The 19,483-nt window shown below is 27.2% G+C and carries 17 protein-coding genes and 1 tRNA gene; 5 read left to right on the top strand and 13 right to left on the bottom strand.

The genetic code is table 11. From position 1 onward, the window contains the following. Positions 1–28 precede the first annotated feature (28 nt). Together JRV97_RS09390 and JRV97_RS09385 are read right to left on the bottom strand one after the other, a co-directional pair. On the bottom strand, positions 29–1,225 hold the full coding sequence (locus JRV97_RS09390; RefSeq protein ID WP_280998325.1) for a DUF438 domain-containing protein: 1,197 nt from the start codon (positions 1,223–1,225) through the stop codon (positions 29–31). A 285-nt stretch (positions 1,226–1,510) separates the two neighbouring features. Beyond that, positions 1,511–2,182: a Crp/Fnr family transcriptional regulator gene (locus JRV97_RS09385; RefSeq protein ID WP_280998324.1), complete on the bottom strand. Its 672-nt coding sequence runs from the start codon at positions 2,180–2,182 to the stop codon at positions 1,511–1,513. A gap of 107 nt (positions 2,183–2,289) precedes the next feature. Here JRV97_RS09385 and JRV97_RS09380 point away from each other — a divergent pair, with 107 nt between their 5' ends. Genes JRV97_RS09380 through corA form a run of 4 tightly spaced genes read left to right on the top strand, consistent with a single transcriptional unit; the run spans position 2,290 to position 6,580 of the window. Next, positions 2,290–3,789: an NAD(P)H-hydrate dehydratase gene (locus JRV97_RS09380; protein WP_280998322.1), complete on the top strand. Its 1,500-nt coding sequence runs from the start codon at positions 2,290–2,292 to the stop codon at positions 3,787–3,789. Then, positions 3,782–4,876 (top strand): RNA polymerase factor sigma-54, encoded by a 1,095-nt coding sequence (locus JRV97_RS09375; RefSeq protein WP_280998320.1) that lies wholly within the window; start codon positions 3,782–3,784, stop codon positions 4,874–4,876. Before JRV97_RS09380 ends, JRV97_RS09375 begins: the two co-directional genes overlap by 8 nt. Before the next feature lies 1 nt (position 4,877). Further along, complete coding sequence (locus tag JRV97_RS09370) at positions 4,878–5,519, top strand: thiamine diphosphokinase (protein WP_280998318.1); 642 nt, start codon at positions 4,878–4,880, stop codon at positions 5,517–5,519. A gap of 5 nt (positions 5,520–5,524) precedes the next feature. Beyond that, positions 5,525–6,580: a magnesium/cobalt transporter CorA gene (gene corA / locus JRV97_RS09365; protein WP_280998316.1), complete on the top strand. Its 1,056-nt coding sequence runs from the start codon at positions 5,525–5,527 to the stop codon at positions 6,578–6,580. Positions 6,581–6,586: 6 nt separating this feature from the next. On the opposite strand, the gene JRV97_RS09360 is transcribed toward corA, so the two are convergent. The 9 genes from JRV97_RS09360 to argS form a co-directional block, all read right to left on the bottom strand. Then, positions 6,587–7,711 carry an aminotransferase class I/II-fold pyridoxal phosphate-dependent enzyme gene (locus JRV97_RS09360; RefSeq protein WP_407081585.1) on the bottom strand — a complete coding sequence of 375 codons (1,125 nt, stop codon included), beginning with the start codon at positions 7,709–7,711 and terminating at the stop codon, positions 6,587–6,589. A 14-nt stretch (positions 7,712–7,725) separates the two neighbouring features. Continuing rightward, complete coding sequence (locus JRV97_RS09355) at positions 7,726–8,523, bottom strand: prephenate dehydrogenase/arogenate dehydrogenase family protein (RefSeq protein WP_280998312.1); 798 nt, start codon at positions 8,521–8,523, stop codon at positions 7,726–7,728. 25 nt (positions 8,524–8,548) lie between these two features. Next, the gene (gene aroA / locus JRV97_RS09350) at positions 8,549–9,871 is read right to left on the bottom strand and encodes a 3-phosphoshikimate 1-carboxyvinyltransferase (RefSeq protein ID WP_280998310.1); all 1,323 of its coding nucleotides are present in this window, start codon (positions 9,869–9,871) and stop codon (positions 8,549–8,551) included. Between the two features lie 40 nt (positions 9,872–9,911). After that, positions 9,912–10,769 carry a 3-deoxy-7-phosphoheptulonate synthase gene (aroF, locus tag JRV97_RS09345; RefSeq protein ID WP_280998308.1) on the bottom strand — a complete coding sequence of 286 codons (858 nt, stop codon included), beginning with the start codon at positions 10,767–10,769 and terminating at the stop codon, positions 9,912–9,914. Positions 10,770–11,087: 318 nt separating this feature from the next. After that, positions 11,088–11,162, bottom strand: a tRNA-Asn gene (locus JRV97_RS09340). 77 nt (positions 11,163–11,239) lie between these two features. After that, entirely contained in the window at positions 11,240–11,944 is a 705-nt protein-coding gene (locus tag JRV97_RS09335; RefSeq protein ID WP_280998306.1) for a hypothetical protein, read from the bottom strand. A 1-nt stretch (position 11,945) separates the two neighbouring features. Beyond that, complete coding sequence (locus tag JRV97_RS09330; RefSeq protein ID WP_280998304.1) at positions 11,946–13,124, bottom strand: TIGR04013 family B12-binding domain/radical SAM domain-containing protein; 1,179 nt, start codon at positions 13,122–13,124, stop codon at positions 11,946–11,948. Beyond that, positions 13,105–13,563, bottom strand: coding sequence for a hypothetical protein (locus JRV97_RS09325; RefSeq protein WP_280998302.1), 459 nt, complete (start codon positions 13,561–13,563; stop codon positions 13,105–13,107). The genes JRV97_RS09330 and JRV97_RS09325 overlap by 20 nt, the downstream gene beginning before the upstream one ends. A 12-nt stretch (positions 13,564–13,575) precedes the next feature. Beyond that, the gene (gene argS, locus JRV97_RS09320) at positions 13,576–15,285 is read right to left on the bottom strand and encodes an arginine--tRNA ligase (RefSeq protein ID WP_280998300.1); all 1,710 of its coding nucleotides are present in this window, start codon (positions 15,283–15,285) and stop codon (positions 13,576–13,578) included. A gap of 292 nt (positions 15,286–15,577) precedes the next feature. Between argS and dnaK the strand changes: the two genes are divergently transcribed. Beyond that, positions 15,578–17,395 (top strand): molecular chaperone DnaK, encoded by a 1,818-nt coding sequence (dnaK, locus tag JRV97_RS09315; protein WP_280998298.1) that lies wholly within the window; start codon positions 15,578–15,580, stop codon positions 17,393–17,395. A 28-nt stretch (positions 17,396–17,423) separates the two neighbouring features. Here the strand turns inward: dnaK and JRV97_RS09310 are convergent, their stop codons facing one another. After that, positions 17,424–18,281 carry an aldo/keto reductase gene (locus JRV97_RS09310; protein WP_280998296.1) on the bottom strand — a complete coding sequence of 286 codons (858 nt, stop codon included), beginning with the start codon at positions 18,279–18,281 and terminating at the stop codon, positions 17,424–17,426. A gap of 12 nt (positions 18,282–18,293) precedes the next feature. Further along, the gene (locus tag JRV97_RS09305; protein WP_280998294.1) at positions 18,294–19,469 is read right to left on the bottom strand and encodes a transglycosylase SLT domain-containing protein; all 1,176 of its coding nucleotides are present in this window, start codon (positions 19,467–19,469) and stop codon (positions 18,294–18,296) included. Between the last annotated feature and the right edge of the window lie 14 nt (positions 19,470–19,483).

Genomic DNA, 19,483 nt, shown 5'->3' with positions numbered 1-19,483 from the left:
ACCCATATTCTACACCTCCATAATTTTATTAATATTCATCATAAATCCTTTTTTCTCCTGTAATTTCCTGAATTGGTTTTATATCTTGAGTAACTTCTAAAGTACCTAAATATTTTCCTTCTTCATTCCTCACAGCAAAATATCTTATATATATGTACTTTTCCCCTAATTTTAGCCAAAAATCCGCATGATCTCTTTTACCAGACTTAAAATCATCTACTATTTTATTAACTATATCTATACTTTTTTGTGGATGACAATTTTGAACTTTTCTTCCTATTATTGCTCTACTTCTAACAAAAATTCTTTCTTTTGATTCACTAAAATACTTTACTTCATCATTTGCATCTACAAAAGTAATATCAATAGGTAAAGTATTAAGCATAAACTTTAATTGTTCTATTGTTAATTCTCCACTAGGTAATTTTATTTTCCCTTTAATAATTTCTTCTACTTCTTTTTTTTCTGAATTCATTGGTTCTGGATCAAAACCACAATATCCTATTTCGTCAAATTGATGTCTGATATTTATCCATTCTTCATCACTAATTAATTTTAAAGCAGTTGGAAATAATACCGAATGTTCTTTATGTACATGATTCATAAAAAATTCCTGTAATTGTAAAGTTAAATTATAAAATTTATTTTTTGCTTTTTCAAAATCTTTGTTTTCTTTAATAGCTATTATCTCTTTTCTTATCTCACGCACCTGATCATGCTCTTTCCACATTACAGCAGGTGGTTTAGTTATACCGTGTTTTTCAATATAAGGGAATAAAACATTTTCTTCCTTTAAAAAATAATTTTCTGCTGCCATCAGATCATCCAAATATATACTTAGTTTCATAAATAACGGAAATGCTTCCTGAACAGATTTTTTATTTAGTACATCTTTTGCTATATCTCTTATTTTTTCTGTCGTTTTTATAATAAACTCATGTTCTTTCATTAAAATATATATAGGATGCCATGGCTCTACATCAATTTTTTCTTTATCTATATACTCTTTAAATAACTCCAAGTGCACATCACAAACAGATTGAATTTGATCAATCGTTATCCCTTCATTATCCATTAAATCCTGCTCTACTAAAGCTACATCTTCTGCTGATAATTCTTTTATGGTTTTTTGTAATTCTTTTTTCAATTCTTCATTATCTTTTTCTTTGTTTGCTCTTTTTATCAAATTCTTCAAATATTCTTTTTTATTAAATAATTCACTCATAATATCACCAACTTTGTGAAATTTTTATTTTTATTTTACATATTAATTATAACTTTTTTTATCCAATTTATCTGTAACCTATGTTACGCTCCAAAAAATTTAATCTAAACTTCATAAACAACTAATCTTTTGGTAAAAATAAAAAACTCCCTTTTTCAAGGGAGCCATACTACTGAAAAAATATGAATGAAACCAGATATATAACTGAAATTCAAAAATAAAATGAATGAAAACTCCAATGGAACAGGTCAACTTTGAAGATTAGATTTTCCCGTATAAGTAAACTTATTTTTGAAAATACTTTGTATTTAATATATACACTTTATTTCCTTCTTTTTTTATTATACCTTCACTTTCTAATCGAGAAAATGCTCGAGAAAGCGCTGGTCTTGTAACTCCAAACAAATGAGAGAGTTGTTCTATAGAATGGTCTAATATTATTACATTTTCATCATCGTTTTTTTTTATTTTTTCATGTAAATAAAATAGTATTTTATCTTTCAAATTATTTAATGTTATAAACCATAATTTTTGAGAGATAAAATTAAACTTTGTACCTAAATGCTCTATCAATTCTATTAAAAACTCTTTATTTTCCATAGCAAGTTCATATATTTTTTCTTTTTGAATATATCCAATAAGACATTTCTCTTCTGTAATAATATCAACAGGAAGATTTGGACTTTTTGAAAAGGTTGCACCTAACGCTAGAATATTTGGTGCTTCTATTTCTTCTATCTGAATAACTTTACCATCTATTTCTGTCATTTCAGTTTTGATTATCCCTTTTAATAATAACATTACTTCTTTTATTTCTTCTCCTCTTGTTTTTATTATTTCATTTTTTTCATATTCTTTTATAATTAATATATTTTTATCTAATAAATTTTCTATTTCACCTATTTTTAGCTTTCTAAAAATTATCATTTTTGAAAATATTGTCCCTAACGGATGCATATTATCACCTCAAAATAATTATATATTTTTTGATTAATTTTGTCAAATTTCTTTATTAATATTAAATGTGATAAAATAAAATTAGATTATTAAAAGGAGGCATTTATATGCATATATTAACTGCTGATGAAATGAAAAAAATTGATGACTCTACATCAAAAGAATATGGGATCACTTCAGAAGTTTTAATGGAACAAGCTGCTATTTCAATCTATAATGAGATTACAAAGAATTTTAATAAAAATACACATTTTTTATTTGTCTTAGGAACAGGAAATAATGGTGGAGATGGATTAGCTACCGCAAGGTTATTATATAATGAAGGATATAAAAATATAAAAATTGCTATTATAGGCAAAAATCAAAGTGAATTATTTAAAAAACAATTAAAAACCATAAAAAAATTTGGATTTGATAATTTTATTGAAATTAATGATGATTTTAAAAATCATGTAAGCGTAGCAGATTGTATAGTTGACGGTTTAATAGGAATTGGATTAAAAGGAGAACTAAAAAAAGAAATGTTGGAAATAATCAATATAATTAATTCTAAAAAACGTGGGAAAATAATTTCTATAGATATACCTTCAGGAATAGATGCCAATACTGGAAAAGTATTCGGAAATGCTATAAAAGCAGATAAAACTATAACTTTTGGAAGCTATAAACTTGGACATATCTTCTTTCCTGGAAGGGAATATTCCGGTTCAATAATTGTGGCTCCACTTTCTTTTCCAAAAAAATTATTTAGCATTTCTCATAGAGAACTAGTAACCCGCGATATGATAAAAAAGCTTTTACCCAAAAGACCTAAGTTTTCGCAAAAGTATGATTTCGGTAATGTTTTAATCCTTGCAGGTTCTGCTGAGTTCCCTGGTGCTTCTGTGTTATCTGCTATCGGTGCTCAAAAAATTGGTGCTGGTTTGGTCAGATTGATAACTCCATGTTCTTTATCTTCATCTGTTTTAGAACATGAACCAGGAATAATATACAAATCACTGAATAAAGATAAGTTTTCATTAAGAGATATTGATGTAATATCAAAAAATATAAAAAAAGCTTCTGTAATAGTTATAGGCCCTGGATTAGGACGTTCTAATGAAACTATGCAATTTGTAAGGGGAGTTGTTGAAAATTCTAAAGGACCTATTGTCGTAGACGCAGATGCATTATATGCTGTCGATGCATTAACATTACGAAAAAATATTGTTTTAACTCCACATGTAGGAGAAATGCAAAGAATCGTAAGGACAGACGAAATAGAAATAAGGCAAAATTATGAATATACTGAATATTTTGCCAAAAATAAAAAAGCAACTATTGTATTTAAAGATGCCACAACCATAATCACAAATGGTGAAAAAACATATTTCAATATTACTGGCAACACTGCTTTATCAAAAGGTGGTAGCGGAGATTTATTAACTGGAATAATAGCCGGGCTAATAGCTCAGGGATTAGATGTTATGAAGGCGAGTATTATAGCTTCTTATTTATCGGGAAGAACTGCTGAAATAGTTAGCTCTGAAAAATCTGAATATTATTCTACACCTCTTGATATTGCTAAAAATTTATATAGAGCATTATTGGAGGTTATGAATGATTAAAAGGAAACTTCTTCAACAATTAAAACAAAAACAATTATTAACTCAAAAACAAATTCAGGCATTAAATATTGTTCAAATGCCATTAAATAAGCTTGATAATGAAATAAACAATTTCATTTTAGAAAATGTTTTTTTAAAGTTTGAAGATGAAAATTTAAATTTGTATAGCTTAGATTACATGGATTATATTTTAGAAACAACTGCATATAAAAGGAGTTTTTTAGAGGAAATAAAACCTATATTTCTTGCTATTATTCCAGATGAACTTGAAATAATAGCTGAAACTTTATTTAATTATCTTGATAATAATGGTATATTAACCATTTCAAAAAAAGAATTCATAAAAAAATATAAATTACAAAAAAAAGATTATGATTTACTCATAGAAACGCTTAAAAATCTTGGACCTTCCGGTTTTGCCGAGGAATCACTTGAAAAAGCTTTGAAAATTAGGGAAAAAGAGGGAGAAAATGGAATGCCTCTTTCCAGTTTAGAGACTAACGAAAATATTGTATATATAAATTCGAAACCAGATATTGTATTTTTTAAAAAAGGAGAAAATATAAAATGGGAAATTAATACTCCAAGAATTCCAGAAATTGATGAAGTTTATTTAAAAAACTTAAAATCAGTAAAAGAAAAAAACTTAAAAAAGTATATAGAGAAAGAAATGGAAAAATTATATATATTAAAAAATGCATTAAAAAAAAGAAAAGAATATTTAAATAAGCTGGCTGAATTAATAGTAAAAGAAAATAAAACCTTTCTGGAAACCGGTATAAATCCCAAAAGACTCGGTATAAGAACTGTAGCAAAAATTCTTAACCTCTCCCCATCTACTGTTAGCAGAAGCGTATCATCAAAATATTTTGTCAATCTAAAAAAAACAATATTACCATTTTCCAGTATATTTAATACTAAAGATTCTCAAAAAAATGAGAAAGATATTATTATTAAATTCATAAAAGAACACATGGACATATCTGATAATAAATTATCAAAATTAATAGAAGAAAAATTGAACATAAAAATTTCCAGAAGAACAGTAAATAAGTATAAAAACCAAATAAAAAAGGATGGTAATTAAAATGAGAGTGTTTATAGTATCAGGTGGAGAAACAAAAAGCCCTTTAAATTTTTATAAAAACATTATTGATAATTCTGATATTTTAATTGCTGTTGATAAAGGAATAGAATTATACAGAAAACTCGATATAGAGCCAGATTATTTAATTGGAGATCTGGATTCAGCATCTCAAAAATCTATTGAATGGGCAGAATCTAACGATGTTGAGATAATAAAATATAGGCCTGAAAAAGATTTTACAGATATCGATCTTGCAATTGAATTTTCTATTGAAAAAAACGCCGACAATATATTTATTTCTGGCTTTTTAGGGAATAGAATAGATCATATTTTAGGGGCATTGTTATTGCTAAAAAAATATAATTCAAATATTATTTTTTCAGAAAAATTTTTAGAGATACAAAAAATCCCAAAAATTTTTGAAAAAAATGTAGAAATTGGTGAAACATGGTCTATTTTTTCATTAGCAGAAAAAACTGAAGGAATTTATTTTGAAGGTTTTAAATACACTTTGAAAAATGGAACATTATATTTTGATAATCCTATTGGAATAAGTAATGAGACTATTAATAATATTGTTGAAATATCCTATTCTAAAGGATGTTTAGTCTATTTTAGATGGTTAAAAACTATTGGAGGTTAAAAAACATGTCTAAAAAGAAAAAATATACTAAAAAATTTGGTACTCCTCCAGCAACATTGATATATACTGGAAAATTTTATGGAGATTTTGAAATTGAAGTTTCTGATTATGATAAAGATGAATATAATGAAATACACACTAAAAACATTGAAGATTGCTTCTTAAAAAAGGAAGAGAAAAAAACACGCTGGATAAATTTAATAGGGATTCATGATACCGATTCTGTAAAAAAGTTATGTGATCGATATAATATTGATCCTTTAGTAATAGAAGATATACTGAATATACATCAGCATCCTAAAATAGAAGTTTTTGAAGAATATATTTTTATTGTTTTAAAAATGTTATCTTATAATGAAATTACTTCTTCTATAGAAATTGAACAAGTCAGTATAATTTTAGGTGAAGATTATATAATAACCTTTCAGGAAAAAAAAGGTGATGTCTTTGATTTTGTCAGAAAAAGAATTCGAGCTAATGAGGGACTCATTAGAAAGAAAAAAAATGATTATTTATTGTTTAGTTTAATGGATTCTATAATTGATTTTTATTTTGCTAGGTTAGAAGAAATCGAGGAAAAATTGAATATCATTGAAGAGAATTTATTAATAAAATCTTCACCAGAAAAGGAAAAAGAAATATATTATATAAAAAAGAATTTAAATATAATGATAAAATCAATTCTTCACATAAAAGATGTAATTGCTTTAATTGTTAATGATAAACCCAAATTGATAAAAGATTCATTCAAATATTTCAAAGATTTATATGATCACACCATACAAATAACTGATATATCAGAAACACTTATAAATTCCGCAAATGATTTGTTCGATTTTTATTTATATATGGTAAATAATAAAATGAATTCAATAATGAAAATACTTACAATTATTTCAACTATATTTATCCCATTGACTTTGATCACTGGTATTTATGGTATGAATTTCAAATATATGCCAGAACTTCAATCAAAATATGGATATCCGATTGTTCTTATGGTTATGGCTATAATTTCTGCAATAATGTTATATATATTTAAAAAGAAAAAATGGATGTGATAAATATTACACAAATTCTTTGATTCTTCTAAAACCTTCTTCTAATTTTTCTATTGAATTTGTAAAGGATAGTCTTACAAATCCTTTTTCGTTAAATGCACTTCCGGGAATTAAAGCAATTAATTTTTCTTCAAGAATTGTTTTACAAAATAAACTATCATCTTCAATCGGTGATTTGAAAAATAGATAAAAAGCTCCTTTAGGATTAACAAAAGTTAATCCTATTTCCCTTGATTTGCTTATGACAAAATCTCTTCTTTTTTTGAATTCTTTTAGCATATAAGAATTATCCACTTCATCAATAACTGTTGATGCATATTGAGCAATTGAATTTACAGATGTTATTGAATGCCCCTGTATTTTTACTATTCTATTGTAAATTAATTGATTTTTTAACGCAACAAAACCTATTCTCCATCCAGTCATTGAATAGCTTTTTGAAAAAGAATTGATATAAATCAATTGATTTTTATCAACATATTTAGCAAAAGATGAAAAATTATCTTCATATACTAAAAAGTCATAAACCTCATCAGTAATCACAAAAATTTTGTTCTCATTTGCTATTCTCGATATTTCTATCACAATCTCTTCTGGATATATAACACCTGTAGGATTATTCGGAGAATTTACTAAAATCGCTTTGGTTTTCGAAGTAACTAATTTCCTTAGTTTATTTATATCTGGTAAAAAATTATTTTCAAATTCGGTTTTTAAAATTACTGGCTTCGCTCCAGTTAATAAAATCCCAGGAACATAACTCACCCAAAATGGTGAAAATAAAATAACTTCATCTTCTCTATCCAAAATAGAAAGAAATGTATTAAATAAAGCTTGTTTCCCTCCATTTGTCACTAAAATTTCATTTGGTAAAAAGTGTATATCTTTTTTATAAAGCATTCTTGATATTGATTCTCTTAACTCTGGAATACCTTTACTATCTGTATAATTTGTAAAATTTTTTTCTAAAGCTTCTTTTGCTTTTTCTTTAATAATATTGGGCGTGGGAAAATCAGGTTCGCCTGCAGTTAAGTTTATTACGTCTTTTCCATCTTCAATTAATTTCTTAGCTAAAGTATTAATTTCTATTGTCTTTGATATTGGTATTTTATCAACAAATTTCATATAAATTCCTCCTTATTAATTCATAGAACATTATTTCTTAATTTACTTAGAAATTTTTCCAATTCTTCTTTATCTTTTGTCATTATGATATGCTTTAAATACTCCAAATTCGAATTTATTCGTCCTATTTCTTCAACTGTAAGAGAATTAAATAATATTTCTGAAATCAAATTTGTATCTTCCATAAGAACCCCTTTTGCAATTGATAAATGTTTTGCAAATGTTGTTCCAGGAACAATAGTTTTATCAACACGACCAGCAAAAACCAACGAAGATATAAATGGTACACTTAATGAATATGCCATCATTTTATCATGTTCATCAAAACTAAGAGTATGAATTTTTAAATTGTATTTAGTAAAAAACGATTTAAAAAATTCCAAATAATTATTTTCTGAACCTGAAATAAAAATAACATTTTCTCCTTTTAAATTCCCCATATTTGCAAATGTTGGACCAAACATTGGATGAAAAGATACATATTTTAAATTATGTAATTGATAAAATTTTTTTACATCATTTTTTATAGAAGCTATATCTCCAAAAACAATATTTTTCTTATTATTAATATTTTCTACAATATTCTCAAATGCATCTATTGTATTCGAAAGTGGTGCACAATTTAATATGAAAGATGGATTAAATTCAGAAACTTTTTTTAAATCATTTGTTATAACATAATTTCTACTCTTTTGAAAATCTTGATTTTTAATATCATAAACCATTATCTCAATATTATTTATTTTGGATAATTCTTTAGCAAACCATTTACCCATCCTCCCGTGACCTATTATCAATAACCTTTTATTTTCTAACATTTTTTCACCCTCTTTCTTATTTTTATTACTTATTATTTGATATTTTGACTAATACATCAAAAAAATTCGGAAAAGATTTTCTTACACAATATGGGTTATTAATAATTACTCCTTCTTCACTAACAAGGCCAGAAACAGCAAGAGACATAGCTATTCTATGATCGTTTTGTGAATCAACAATTCCACCTTTAATCTTTCCTCCTTTTATGAACATTGTTCCTCCATTTTTTGTTTCATACCATATATCAATGCCTATATTTTTAAAAGAGGCTATTAAACTTTCCACTCTATTACTTTCTTTATATTTTAATCTGTCTATATTAGTAATCTCACTAATCCCTTTACAACTAGTTGCTAATGCAACTAAAGCAGGAACGACATCTGGGGCATCTTTTGCATCAAATTTAAAAGAATTATATATATCTTGAGATTTAGAAACATATATAACATCTTCTGAAAATTTAACATCTAGCCCTATTTCTTTTAGTATTTCTATTATTACAGAATCAGCTTGTGAGGAATTTTCTTTTAAGCCATAAATCCCAATTTTATCTCCTGCTATTGCTCCAGCTACTAATATAAAAGCTGCACTAGACCAATCATTTTCAACAATATACTTTGAAAAAGAATATTTCTGATTACCTTCAATTTCAAACTCATTCATATTATTAGAATACTTTATATTTATATTACTATCTTTCAAAACTTCTAAAGTCGCCATTACATATGGAATACTTGTTTTATTGATAATTTTTAATTGGCTTTTTCCAGCAATTATTGGCAATGCCATTAATAATCCTGAAAAAACTTGTGTTGTTAATGAAAGATCTATAACTCCATTATGATGTTTCAAATTTCCACTAACTAATACCGGCACACTACTATTTGTTAATTGAATATTCATACCAAAATCTTTTAAAAAACTAATAACATTAAACGGTCTTTTCAAAAGTGAACCTCTCCCTGTAACTGTATAAATTTGTTTATTATCTTTTATTAATCCAAGTATAGGAATTATCATTCTAGCACATAATCCAGACTCTCCGCAATTAATAATAGAAATACCCTTAGAATTAAAATTACTAAATCCACAATTACCAGAAATTAATATATCCATGCTTACTTCTGATTCATTTATTATAGATATATTAGCTCCTAATTTTTTTATAACTTCAATTGTAGCTAATACATCTTCACATTTTGAAATATTGTATAATTTAGCTTCATCGCAATTAAGTAATCCTGCAAATAATGCTCTAATAGAATAGCTCTTGGAAGGGGGAATTAAACACATACCGTTTACTGTAGACTTAGTTACTTTTATTGCATTATTCAATTTTTTTATCATTTTTTCCAACTCCTTTTAAGATTTAAAATTATTAATTATATTATATAATTTTTTTATTTTCTGCATTCTTCAATGCTTTTTTAATAGCCAAGGCATTTTCTACAAGATATTTAAATTGCTGAGGAGTTAATGCTTGTTCTTTATCTGACAATGCTTTTTCAGGACATATGTGAACCTCTACAATTATTCCATCCGCTCCAGCAGCAACTGCAGCTTGAGCAAGTGGAATTACAAGAGAATTCTTGCCAGCAGCATGTGAAGGATCAACAATAACTGGTAAGTGGGTAAGTTCTTTTAAAGAGGGAACTGCTGAAATATCAAGAGTATTTCTTGTATAATTTTCAAATGTACGTATTCCTCTTTCACATAAAACAACATTTTTATTTCCTTCTGATAATATATACTCTGCACTATATAGAAGATCTACTAATGTAGAATTCATTCCCCTTTTTAATAATACTGGCTTATTGCTCTTTCCAACTTCACGAAGTAAGGAAAAGTTCTGCATATTTCTAGCACCAATTTGAAGCATATCTACATATTCAGCTATCCAATGGACATCTCTTGGATCAAGAACTTCTGTAACAATAGGTAACCCAGTTATTTCAGAAGCTTTTTTTAAAATTTTTAATCCCTTCAATCCTAACCCTTGAAATGAATATGGAGATGTTCGCGGCTTAAATACACCACCTCTAAGCATATGTGCTCCAGCTTCTTTTACGGCAATTGCAGTTTGAATAGTTTGTTCCTCTGTTTCTACTGAACATGGACCAGCAATAAATACGAAATCTTTTCCAAAAACAACTTCTGAATTTAAAGAACTACTAGATACTTTCACTAAACTTTTTCCCACATTTTTTTTTGAAACTAAACGTAAATCTTTTAAATCAGTTCCCATATATACCCCTCCCTTTAATTATAATATTACTATTCTAATAAAAAAAGCCGCAAGTGCTTTTTTATTGCACTTACGGCCACTGCTTTTTTATATCCTGATGGTTTTAAACAACAAAACCCGCAGGAGACCATAAGTGCTCTCCTGCATAATAATAACAGTAGTTATTGAATTTTTCTAATAAATTATTTATTTTTTTCAAAATAATAAATAATTGTTGTTTCATACAAATCCCTCCGAATTTTTTGTATTATATCAAAATTTAATTATAATGTCAAGATAAAAAAATAAAAGACCCAGCTTTCGCTGGGCCTTTTACGATGGCTCCGGCGGAGGGATTCGAACCCCCAGCCTAGTGGTTAACAGCCACCCGCTCTACCGTTGAGCTACGCCGGAACAACTCCAAAGTATATTATAGCATAACTTTTAGAATAAATCAAGAAAAATTTTTGCTACAAATATTAAATCTTGTTTTATTTTACATAAATAACTTTTGATATTTCAAGCCATCTAATCCTTTTTTCTTTTACTGAATAAACAAAATGTGCATATCCTATTCTATCAGCATGATATAATCCTGATATTCCTATTGTTCCTCTTAATTCATAAACACCATCATTTCCAAAATCAAAAGGTTCTAATTCTCCTACTCCATCAATAAATAATTCTTTGAATTTACCAATAAATTGACCATATTTATTATATGCTTTCATTTTTATATATTCATCTTTCCTATCTGATAAATCTAGATAGGTAAAAGCATCCTGGTATTTTACTAAGGCTTTAAAATTATCCATAAATGATGTTTTTAGATCTAATATTTCATCTTTTGAACTCAATAATTCACCATTTTCATATGAATAGAGATAGTAATATAAAAAATTTCCACTTCCTCCAGAATATCCTTTTACAAATATATCTAATTTTTTATCTCCATCAAAATCATAAAATTCCATTGTAGGTTTATATGCTCCAAATCCTAATTCAATTGTTGTTGATTCTTTACCAATAATACTTAATTTAAGATTATCAATATAAATAGAACTAATATAATCACCTTCTAATATAACTTTTTCATTAATCATATCACCATTCAAGTCAACATCCTTTTGAATAATAATTTTTGAAAACATAAACAATGGGATTAACACAACTAATAATACTGCCATTTTTTTCATTTTATTCGCCTCCAAAAAAATGATTATATAATTTTATAGATAATTGTTCCTGTTTATGCCAGTAACCTGCTAACTTTTCATTTCTTGATAAATCTCCTAACTTCTTATAATACTTCTTATTTAATTTACCAGGTCCAACATTAAATAAAGGAGTTCCAGGTAAAGGCATAAACGTATGAGAGTGAATCACAGCATTATATTTTTCTGTGATTTTATCCATAAAATCAAATGTCTTTTTTATATCTTCTTCGGTTTCAAAAGGAAATCCAAATATAAAATCTACATAAGGAATAAAACCATGTTCGTGTAATAATGCTAATGAATGTTCAACAATTTCTAAATTATGTCCTCTTTTTATTTTATTTAATATATTTTCACTACCACTTTGAGCTCCAATAATCACCATTTTGTTATTTACATACTTTTTTATTACTTTCAAAACTTCTGGTGTAACTGATTCCGGTCTTACATCAGATGGAAAAGACCCCAAATATATTTCTTCCATCCCTATTTTTTTTAAATTAAATAATAATTCTTCAATCTTTTCTACATTTGGAATAACACCATTTTTTGATCCATAGCCAAATGAATTTGGAGTAATAAACCTTGCAATTTTTCTATTGTGTTTTATTCCTTCTTTTGCATATTCAATTATAATATCTACATCTCTGTGTCTGACTATTCTTCCAAAAAGATTAGGTGTTTGACAATATCCACATACAAAGGGACACCCTCTTGTAATTTCAATTGGCATAAAATGTTTATTTTTAATTGCATAAGGTGGATAAAAATTTAAATCAACAAATTCTTTGGAATATATTATTCTTTCATTAGATCCATTTTTCAAAAAATTGGTGAAGGTTTTTTCACCTTCACCAACAAATATATGATCAAAACCTATTTTTAATGTTTCTTCAGGCATAGCACTTGGATGTGGCCCACCTGCTATAACTTTAAATCCTTTTTCTTTTAATATAGGAACTTCTTTTTCTACATCAAAGATATCAAAACTCATAAAAGAATAAACTATTAAAGTATCTTCTGGATTATAATCTAATATTTTTTTAAAGTTTTTTTCTAATATTGTTTCTATATTTATATTTTCTTTTTCAATTGCTGCAATTAAAGCAACGATCGAATATCTATTGGATTTAAAAAGTCTAAAGATTATCTTTTTCAACTATATCCTCCTCAGCTTTCTTCTTTGGTAGTATATCTCTTAATCCTGAAGCAAATACCAATATGCCTATAATCAAAGCAGAAGCAGTTGAAATATTTACATATATGTATGTCCCTATAGCAATAGCGTTTATTAACCAAGCTAATGTGATGAATATCTTACTATTTTTATAATTATATAATGAAGAAAATATGGTTGAACCTAAAACCAATACTATAAATAAGTCTATATTAAAACTCCTTATTATACCAAATACTGATAATAAAAGACCTATGAACAAAAAAGTAATTGTTAGTTTATCATATTTTTTAGATAAAAATGAAAATATGGCTGTTATTAATCCTAATATTACAGATAAAACCATAAAAAGTATATTAGCTTTTAAATAATAAGCAGCTAATCCCGATAATAGTATTGAAAAAACTACAGAATATATCATTTATTTCACTCCTTACATCTTATCTACAACTTTTATTCCTAATAAATCTAATCCTTTTCTTAAAACTTCACCTGCTAAGTGTGATAGTAATAATCTTGATTTTAATATTTTTTCTTCTTCTTTTAATACAGGTAAATTATTATAGAATGAATTATAAGTTTGGGCTAATTCAAATAAGTAATCTGCTATTAGATTAGGTTTATAATCTTCTGCTGCCCTCATTACTACTATTGGCAATTGCGTTAATAATAAGCCCAATTTTCTTTCTAATTTTTCATTTATTATTAGTTCTGCATTTTCCAATGTATACCCATTATCTTTTGCTTTTCTTTTTAATGATTGGATCCTTGCATACGTGTATAATAAATATGGTGCTGTGTTGCCATCAAAAGCTAACATTTTATCCCAATCAAAAATTATATGACTAATTCTATTTTGACTTAAATCTGCATATTTAACTGCACCTATACCAATTACTTCAGCAATTTCATTTTTTTCCTCTTCTGTTAAATTAGGATTTTTCTCTTCAATAATTGCTCTTGCCTTTTCTACTGCCTTGTTCAACAGTTCTTCTAATTTTATTACATTACCTTTTCTTGTAGAAAATACTCCGTCAGCAAATCTCATTAATCCAAACCATATATGTTGATAATTATCATCCCAACCTAACTTTCTTGCAATATTAAATACTTGTTTGAAATGTGTTTGTTGTCTTTCGTCTGTTACATATAATATTCTATTTGGGTGATATGTTTCCCTTCTGAATTTTATACATGCTAAATCTGATGTTGCATATAAGAAAGCACCATCTTTCTTTTGTATTATGGCTGGTGGAAGATTTTCCTTTTCATCAAAAAACACAACAACTGCTCCTTCACTATATGTAGCAATACCTTTTTCTAATAACATTTTTACTATTTCTGGCATAATATTATGATAATGTGATTCACCATAATAAGTATCAAATTCTATATCCATTCTTTTATAAATTTTATTATATTCTCTTAATGATAAATCAATAAATTCTTGCCAGAGTTTTCTGTTTTTTGGATCTCCATCCTGCAATTTTTTTAATTCCTGTCTTGCTTCTTCTAATAAATCCGGATTATTTTCTGATTCTTTTTCGAATTTTACATATATTCTTTCCATCTCTCCAATTGGATCTTTTTCATAATTTTCTTTATCTAGCCATAATCTATACGCTACAATTAACTTTCCAAACTGCGTTCCCCAATCTCCTAAATGATTATCTCCTATAACATCATATCCCAAATATTTGTATATTCTTTTTATTGAATCGCCAATTACAGTACTTCTTAAGTGACCTATATGCATAGGTTTAGCTATGTTTGGGGAAGAGTAATCTATTACTACAGTTCCTTTGTCTTCAATAAATGAAAAATCAGGGTCTTCTTTTTCTATTTTTGATAAATAGCTAACAAGAAATTCATTTTTTACATAGATATTAATAAATCCTGGTCCAGCAATATCAATTTTTTCTATAATTTCATTTTCAGGAATATTATCTATTATTTCTTGAGCAATTATTCTTGGAGATTTCTTCAAATTTTTAGCATTAATCATTGCAAAATTAGTTTGAAAATCTCCAAAATTTTCATTTGCTGTTCTTTGAACTATAGGATTTTTTATTTCAATTTCAGGATATATCTTTTCGACAGACTTTTTTAATAGTTCTTCTAATATTTTTTCTATGAGCTTCATAATTTCACTCCCCTTTCATTGTTGTTTTTATTATTATAATTATAACATAGATTTTGTTAAAAAAAGAATAAATTAATATAATGGAATCTATTCTTTTTGATTTTATTTTTATAGCAATCTATAGTTAAGATTGCTATAAATTTTGGTAAATTAAAAATTATATATAGCTATAATATTTATTATTAGTTAATTATAAAAGTTTGTTAAAAAAATATTTCAATTGAACATTTTTCCTTTTTTTGGAGTATAATATATACGGAAATCAAAAGTTTAAATTAAGGAGGTAGATAATATGGCCGAAAAAGAATATGTAGTTGGTATTGACCTTGGTACAACCAACTCAGCAATAGCATGGATGAAGCCAGATGGAAACGTTGAAGTTATACCTAATGCCGAAGGTAAAAGAACAACACCTTCGATTGTACATTTTTCAAAAGACGGAACAGTTATTGTAGGCGAACCTGCAAAAAGACAAGTCGTTCTACATCCAGAAAGAACAATTAGATCAATTAAAAGAAAAATGGGTTCAGATTATAAAGTGACTGTTGATAACAAAAGTTTCACCCCACAACAAATTAGCGCTTTTGTTTTGCAAAAATTAGTAAGAGATGCTGAAGCATATTTGGGTGGTAAAATCAAAAAAGCTGTTATCACAGTTCCAGCATATTTCAACGACGCGCAAAGACAAGCAACAAAAGAAGCTGGAGAAATTGCAGGTTTAGAAGTTTTGAGAATTATAAATGAACCTACAGCTGCATCAATAGCATTTGGTTTGAACAAAGTTCACGAAGATAAAAAAATCGTAGTATATGACCTTGGTGGAGGTACGTTTGACGTTTCTATTTTGGATGTTGGAGAAGGAGTTATTGAAGTAGTTTCTACATCAGGTAATAACCATCTTGGTGGTGACGATTTTGACCAAAGAATCATTAATTGGTTAGTAGAAGAGTTTAAGAAAGAACATGGTTCTGATATATCTGGTGATAGGCAGGCAATGCAAAGGTTAAAAGAAGCTGCAGAAACAGCAAAAATTGAATTATCAACAAAATTAGAAACAGAAATTAATTTACCATTTATTACGGTAGTTAACGGGCAACCAGTTCACTTACAAAAAACATTAACAAGAAAGAAATTCGAAGAATTGGTAAGAGATTTAGTTGAATCAACAAGAGGCCCAATAGAAACAGCATTAAAAGATGCTGGATTATCAGCTCAGGAAATTGATGATGTATTGTTAGTTGGTGGTTCTACAAGAATTCCTGCTGTACAAGAATTGGTAAAATCAATATTCCAGAAAGAACCAAGTAAAGGTGTTAACCCTGATGAAGCTGTTGCTGTAGGTGCTGCAGTTCAGGCAGCTATCATGACAGGTAATACTGAACAAGACTTAGTATTGGTTGATGTTACACCACTGTCTTTAGGTGTTGAAGTTAAAGGTGGATTAATGGAAGTTATTATTCCAAAAAATAGTAAAATACCAATTAGAAAAAGTAAAGTATTTACAACAGCAGCAGACTTCCAAACTGAAGTTGAAATTGGAGTATTCCAGGGAGAAAGACCTCTTGCAAGAGATAATTTCTTTTTAGGAAGCTTTAAATTAACTGGAATACCACCAGCACCAAGAGGAGTTCCACAAATAGAAGTTTCATTTGATATAGATGCTAATGGTATTGTTAATGTTTCAGCTAAAGATTTAGGTACTGGAAAACAACAATCAATGGTTGTTACAGGAAGAAACAAACTATCTTCAGAAGATATTGAAAGAATGATTAGAGAAGCTCAAGAATATGAAGAACAAGATAAGAGAAAGAGAGAAGAAATTGAGCTTAAAAACCAGGCTGATGATTTAGCATATCAAGTAGAAAAGTTAATTAATGAAAATAAAGATAAAGTTCCAGAAGATCAAAGAACAAGATTAGAGTCATTAATTAATGAGGTAAGAGATGCTATAAATAAGAATGATATTGCAAAATTAAAGATTGTTATGGAAGATTTGAAAAATGAATCAATGAAATTAGGACAATTTATTTATCAACAAGCACAACAAACAGCTAATGCTGGTGCAAATCCTGGACCAAATCCAGAAGATACACAAAATCCAAATAATTAAAAAAGCTCCGGTTCAATCCGGAGCTTTTTTAATCCCTTTTTAACAATGGAAAAACAGGGTTCAATTCTTTTATTAGTTCATGTATTTTTTTCATATCATTTTCCGAAAGTGTCTCATCAAGTTCTTTTTCTATTTCACACATCCAGGTAAATCTTTCAAAATCATTTGGACTAACGCAGGTTGTAACCCCTTTAGATAATGTGAATTTCATAGCCAATTCTGCTTCTTCTTTATTTTCAACAGGTTTATACCATGTTCTAAGATTACCTCTGTTTTCGTTTTCTAACCATTTTCTTTTTGCTAATGTTTTTATGGCAATAATCCCCATATTCTTTTCTTTAGCTTTTTTTAATACAATTTCACCAAAATAACCTTTTTCCCAATTAGCAAAATTTACAGGAAACATGATAGTGTCAAAATCAAATCTATCCATCATAGCTGAAGCTGCTTCTTGAGAATGTGAAGAAAAACCAATATATTTTATTAAACCCTTTTCTCTAGCTTCAATTAATGCATCTATTCCCCCCTGTGAAAAAATCATATCTACTTCTCTAATTTCAGTAATTGCATGAAATTGATATAAGTCAAAATAATCTGTTTTTAATTTCTTTAAAGACGTTTCCAAATCCTTTTTTACGTTGGCATAATCATATGAATCTGTTTTACATGATAAAAAAATTTTTTTTCTATATTTTTCCAAAACAGGCCCCATAACTTCTTCTGCATTCCCATAAGAAGGTGATACATCAAAATAATTTACATCATAATCAATAGCAGCATCTATATACTTCTGTGCAGTTTTTTCATCTAATCCATCTAAAATTATTCCCCCAAATCCAACAACAGATAACTTTTCATTAGTTTTACCTAAAATTCTTTTTCTCATATAATCACTCCCCTAAGGATAAATTTTATTCCATTTTCTTTCATATTGTAAAACTTTTTTTAAGTAATCAGATGTTTCTTTTCTAGTGTTATTTAATAAATAATTATACAGCGAAGATAAATTCATATTATCAATATTTAAACTTCTTACTTTTTTAGAAATTGCAACAGGCCCCATATTATAACTGGCAATAACCATATATTTCCTTTTTGCATATTCTTTTTCGAATTTAAAATATCTTTTATGCAATAAATATATATAGGTTGTTCCATATAACACATTTTTTTCTGGATCATATAGTTCATATACTAATGATCTTGGATTAGGTTTTCTTTTATATAAGTAAATGTATGCTTCAGTAGCAGCATATCTTGGAATTAATTGCATTAATCCTAATGCTCCACTTCTTGATTTTGCTTTTGGTAAAAATGAAGATTCTTTCTGTATTATAGAGAGAATAAATGGTCTTGGTATTCCATATTTATTTTTCATCTCTGTAATTAAAGGAATATATCCTTTTGCTCTTTCTAAAAATGGATTATTTATAATGGGAATTTTCGCTATATAAACAACTTTGTTATTTATTTCTTTTTCTTTTACTATTTTAGATTTCTCTATATCTTCTTTCTTAACAAGATTATCCAAAATAGGTTTTTTTGTATATTCATCTTTTTTATTAATAGTTTTTTCTGCCTGTTTCTTTATTTTCTTTTCAATTTCTTGCTTAGATTCATTTTTATCAGTTATGATCTTAACTTCTACATATCCATATTTATTTTTCTCATCACCTTTAAAAGTGACTATACTAAAAGATTTTAAATCATCGGAAAAATCGTACCATTTATCAGGTGTATATTCGAAGGTTTCACCCCATATTTTTTCAAATTTCTTCATAAATTCTGCTTCTTGTTTAGCATATTCTTCATAATATTTATCCCACTCTTTTTGACTTTCTTCGTATAATTTTCTCCATTGTTCGTCCATATATTGCAAATGCTCATTCCATTCTTGATTCATTTCTTCAAAATATTTATTAAAATCTTCAGAAAATAAATCTGTATCAAACATATTATCCATGCTAATATCCATGTTTACATCAGTATTAATATCTGGCATTGAAAACGGGTCACTATCAGAATACAATAATATAGATAAAACCAGAAAAAATAATAATATAGTTTTTTTCATATTACCCCTCCAAA

This window comes from Marinitoga aeolica (assembly GCF_029910535.1).
GTDB classification, from domain to species: domain Bacteria; phylum Thermotogota; class Thermotogae; order Petrotogales; family Petrotogaceae; genus Marinitoga; species Marinitoga aeolica.
Note: the sequence above shows the minus strand (reverse complement) of the source record. Positions and strands in the feature narration are given on the sequence as shown.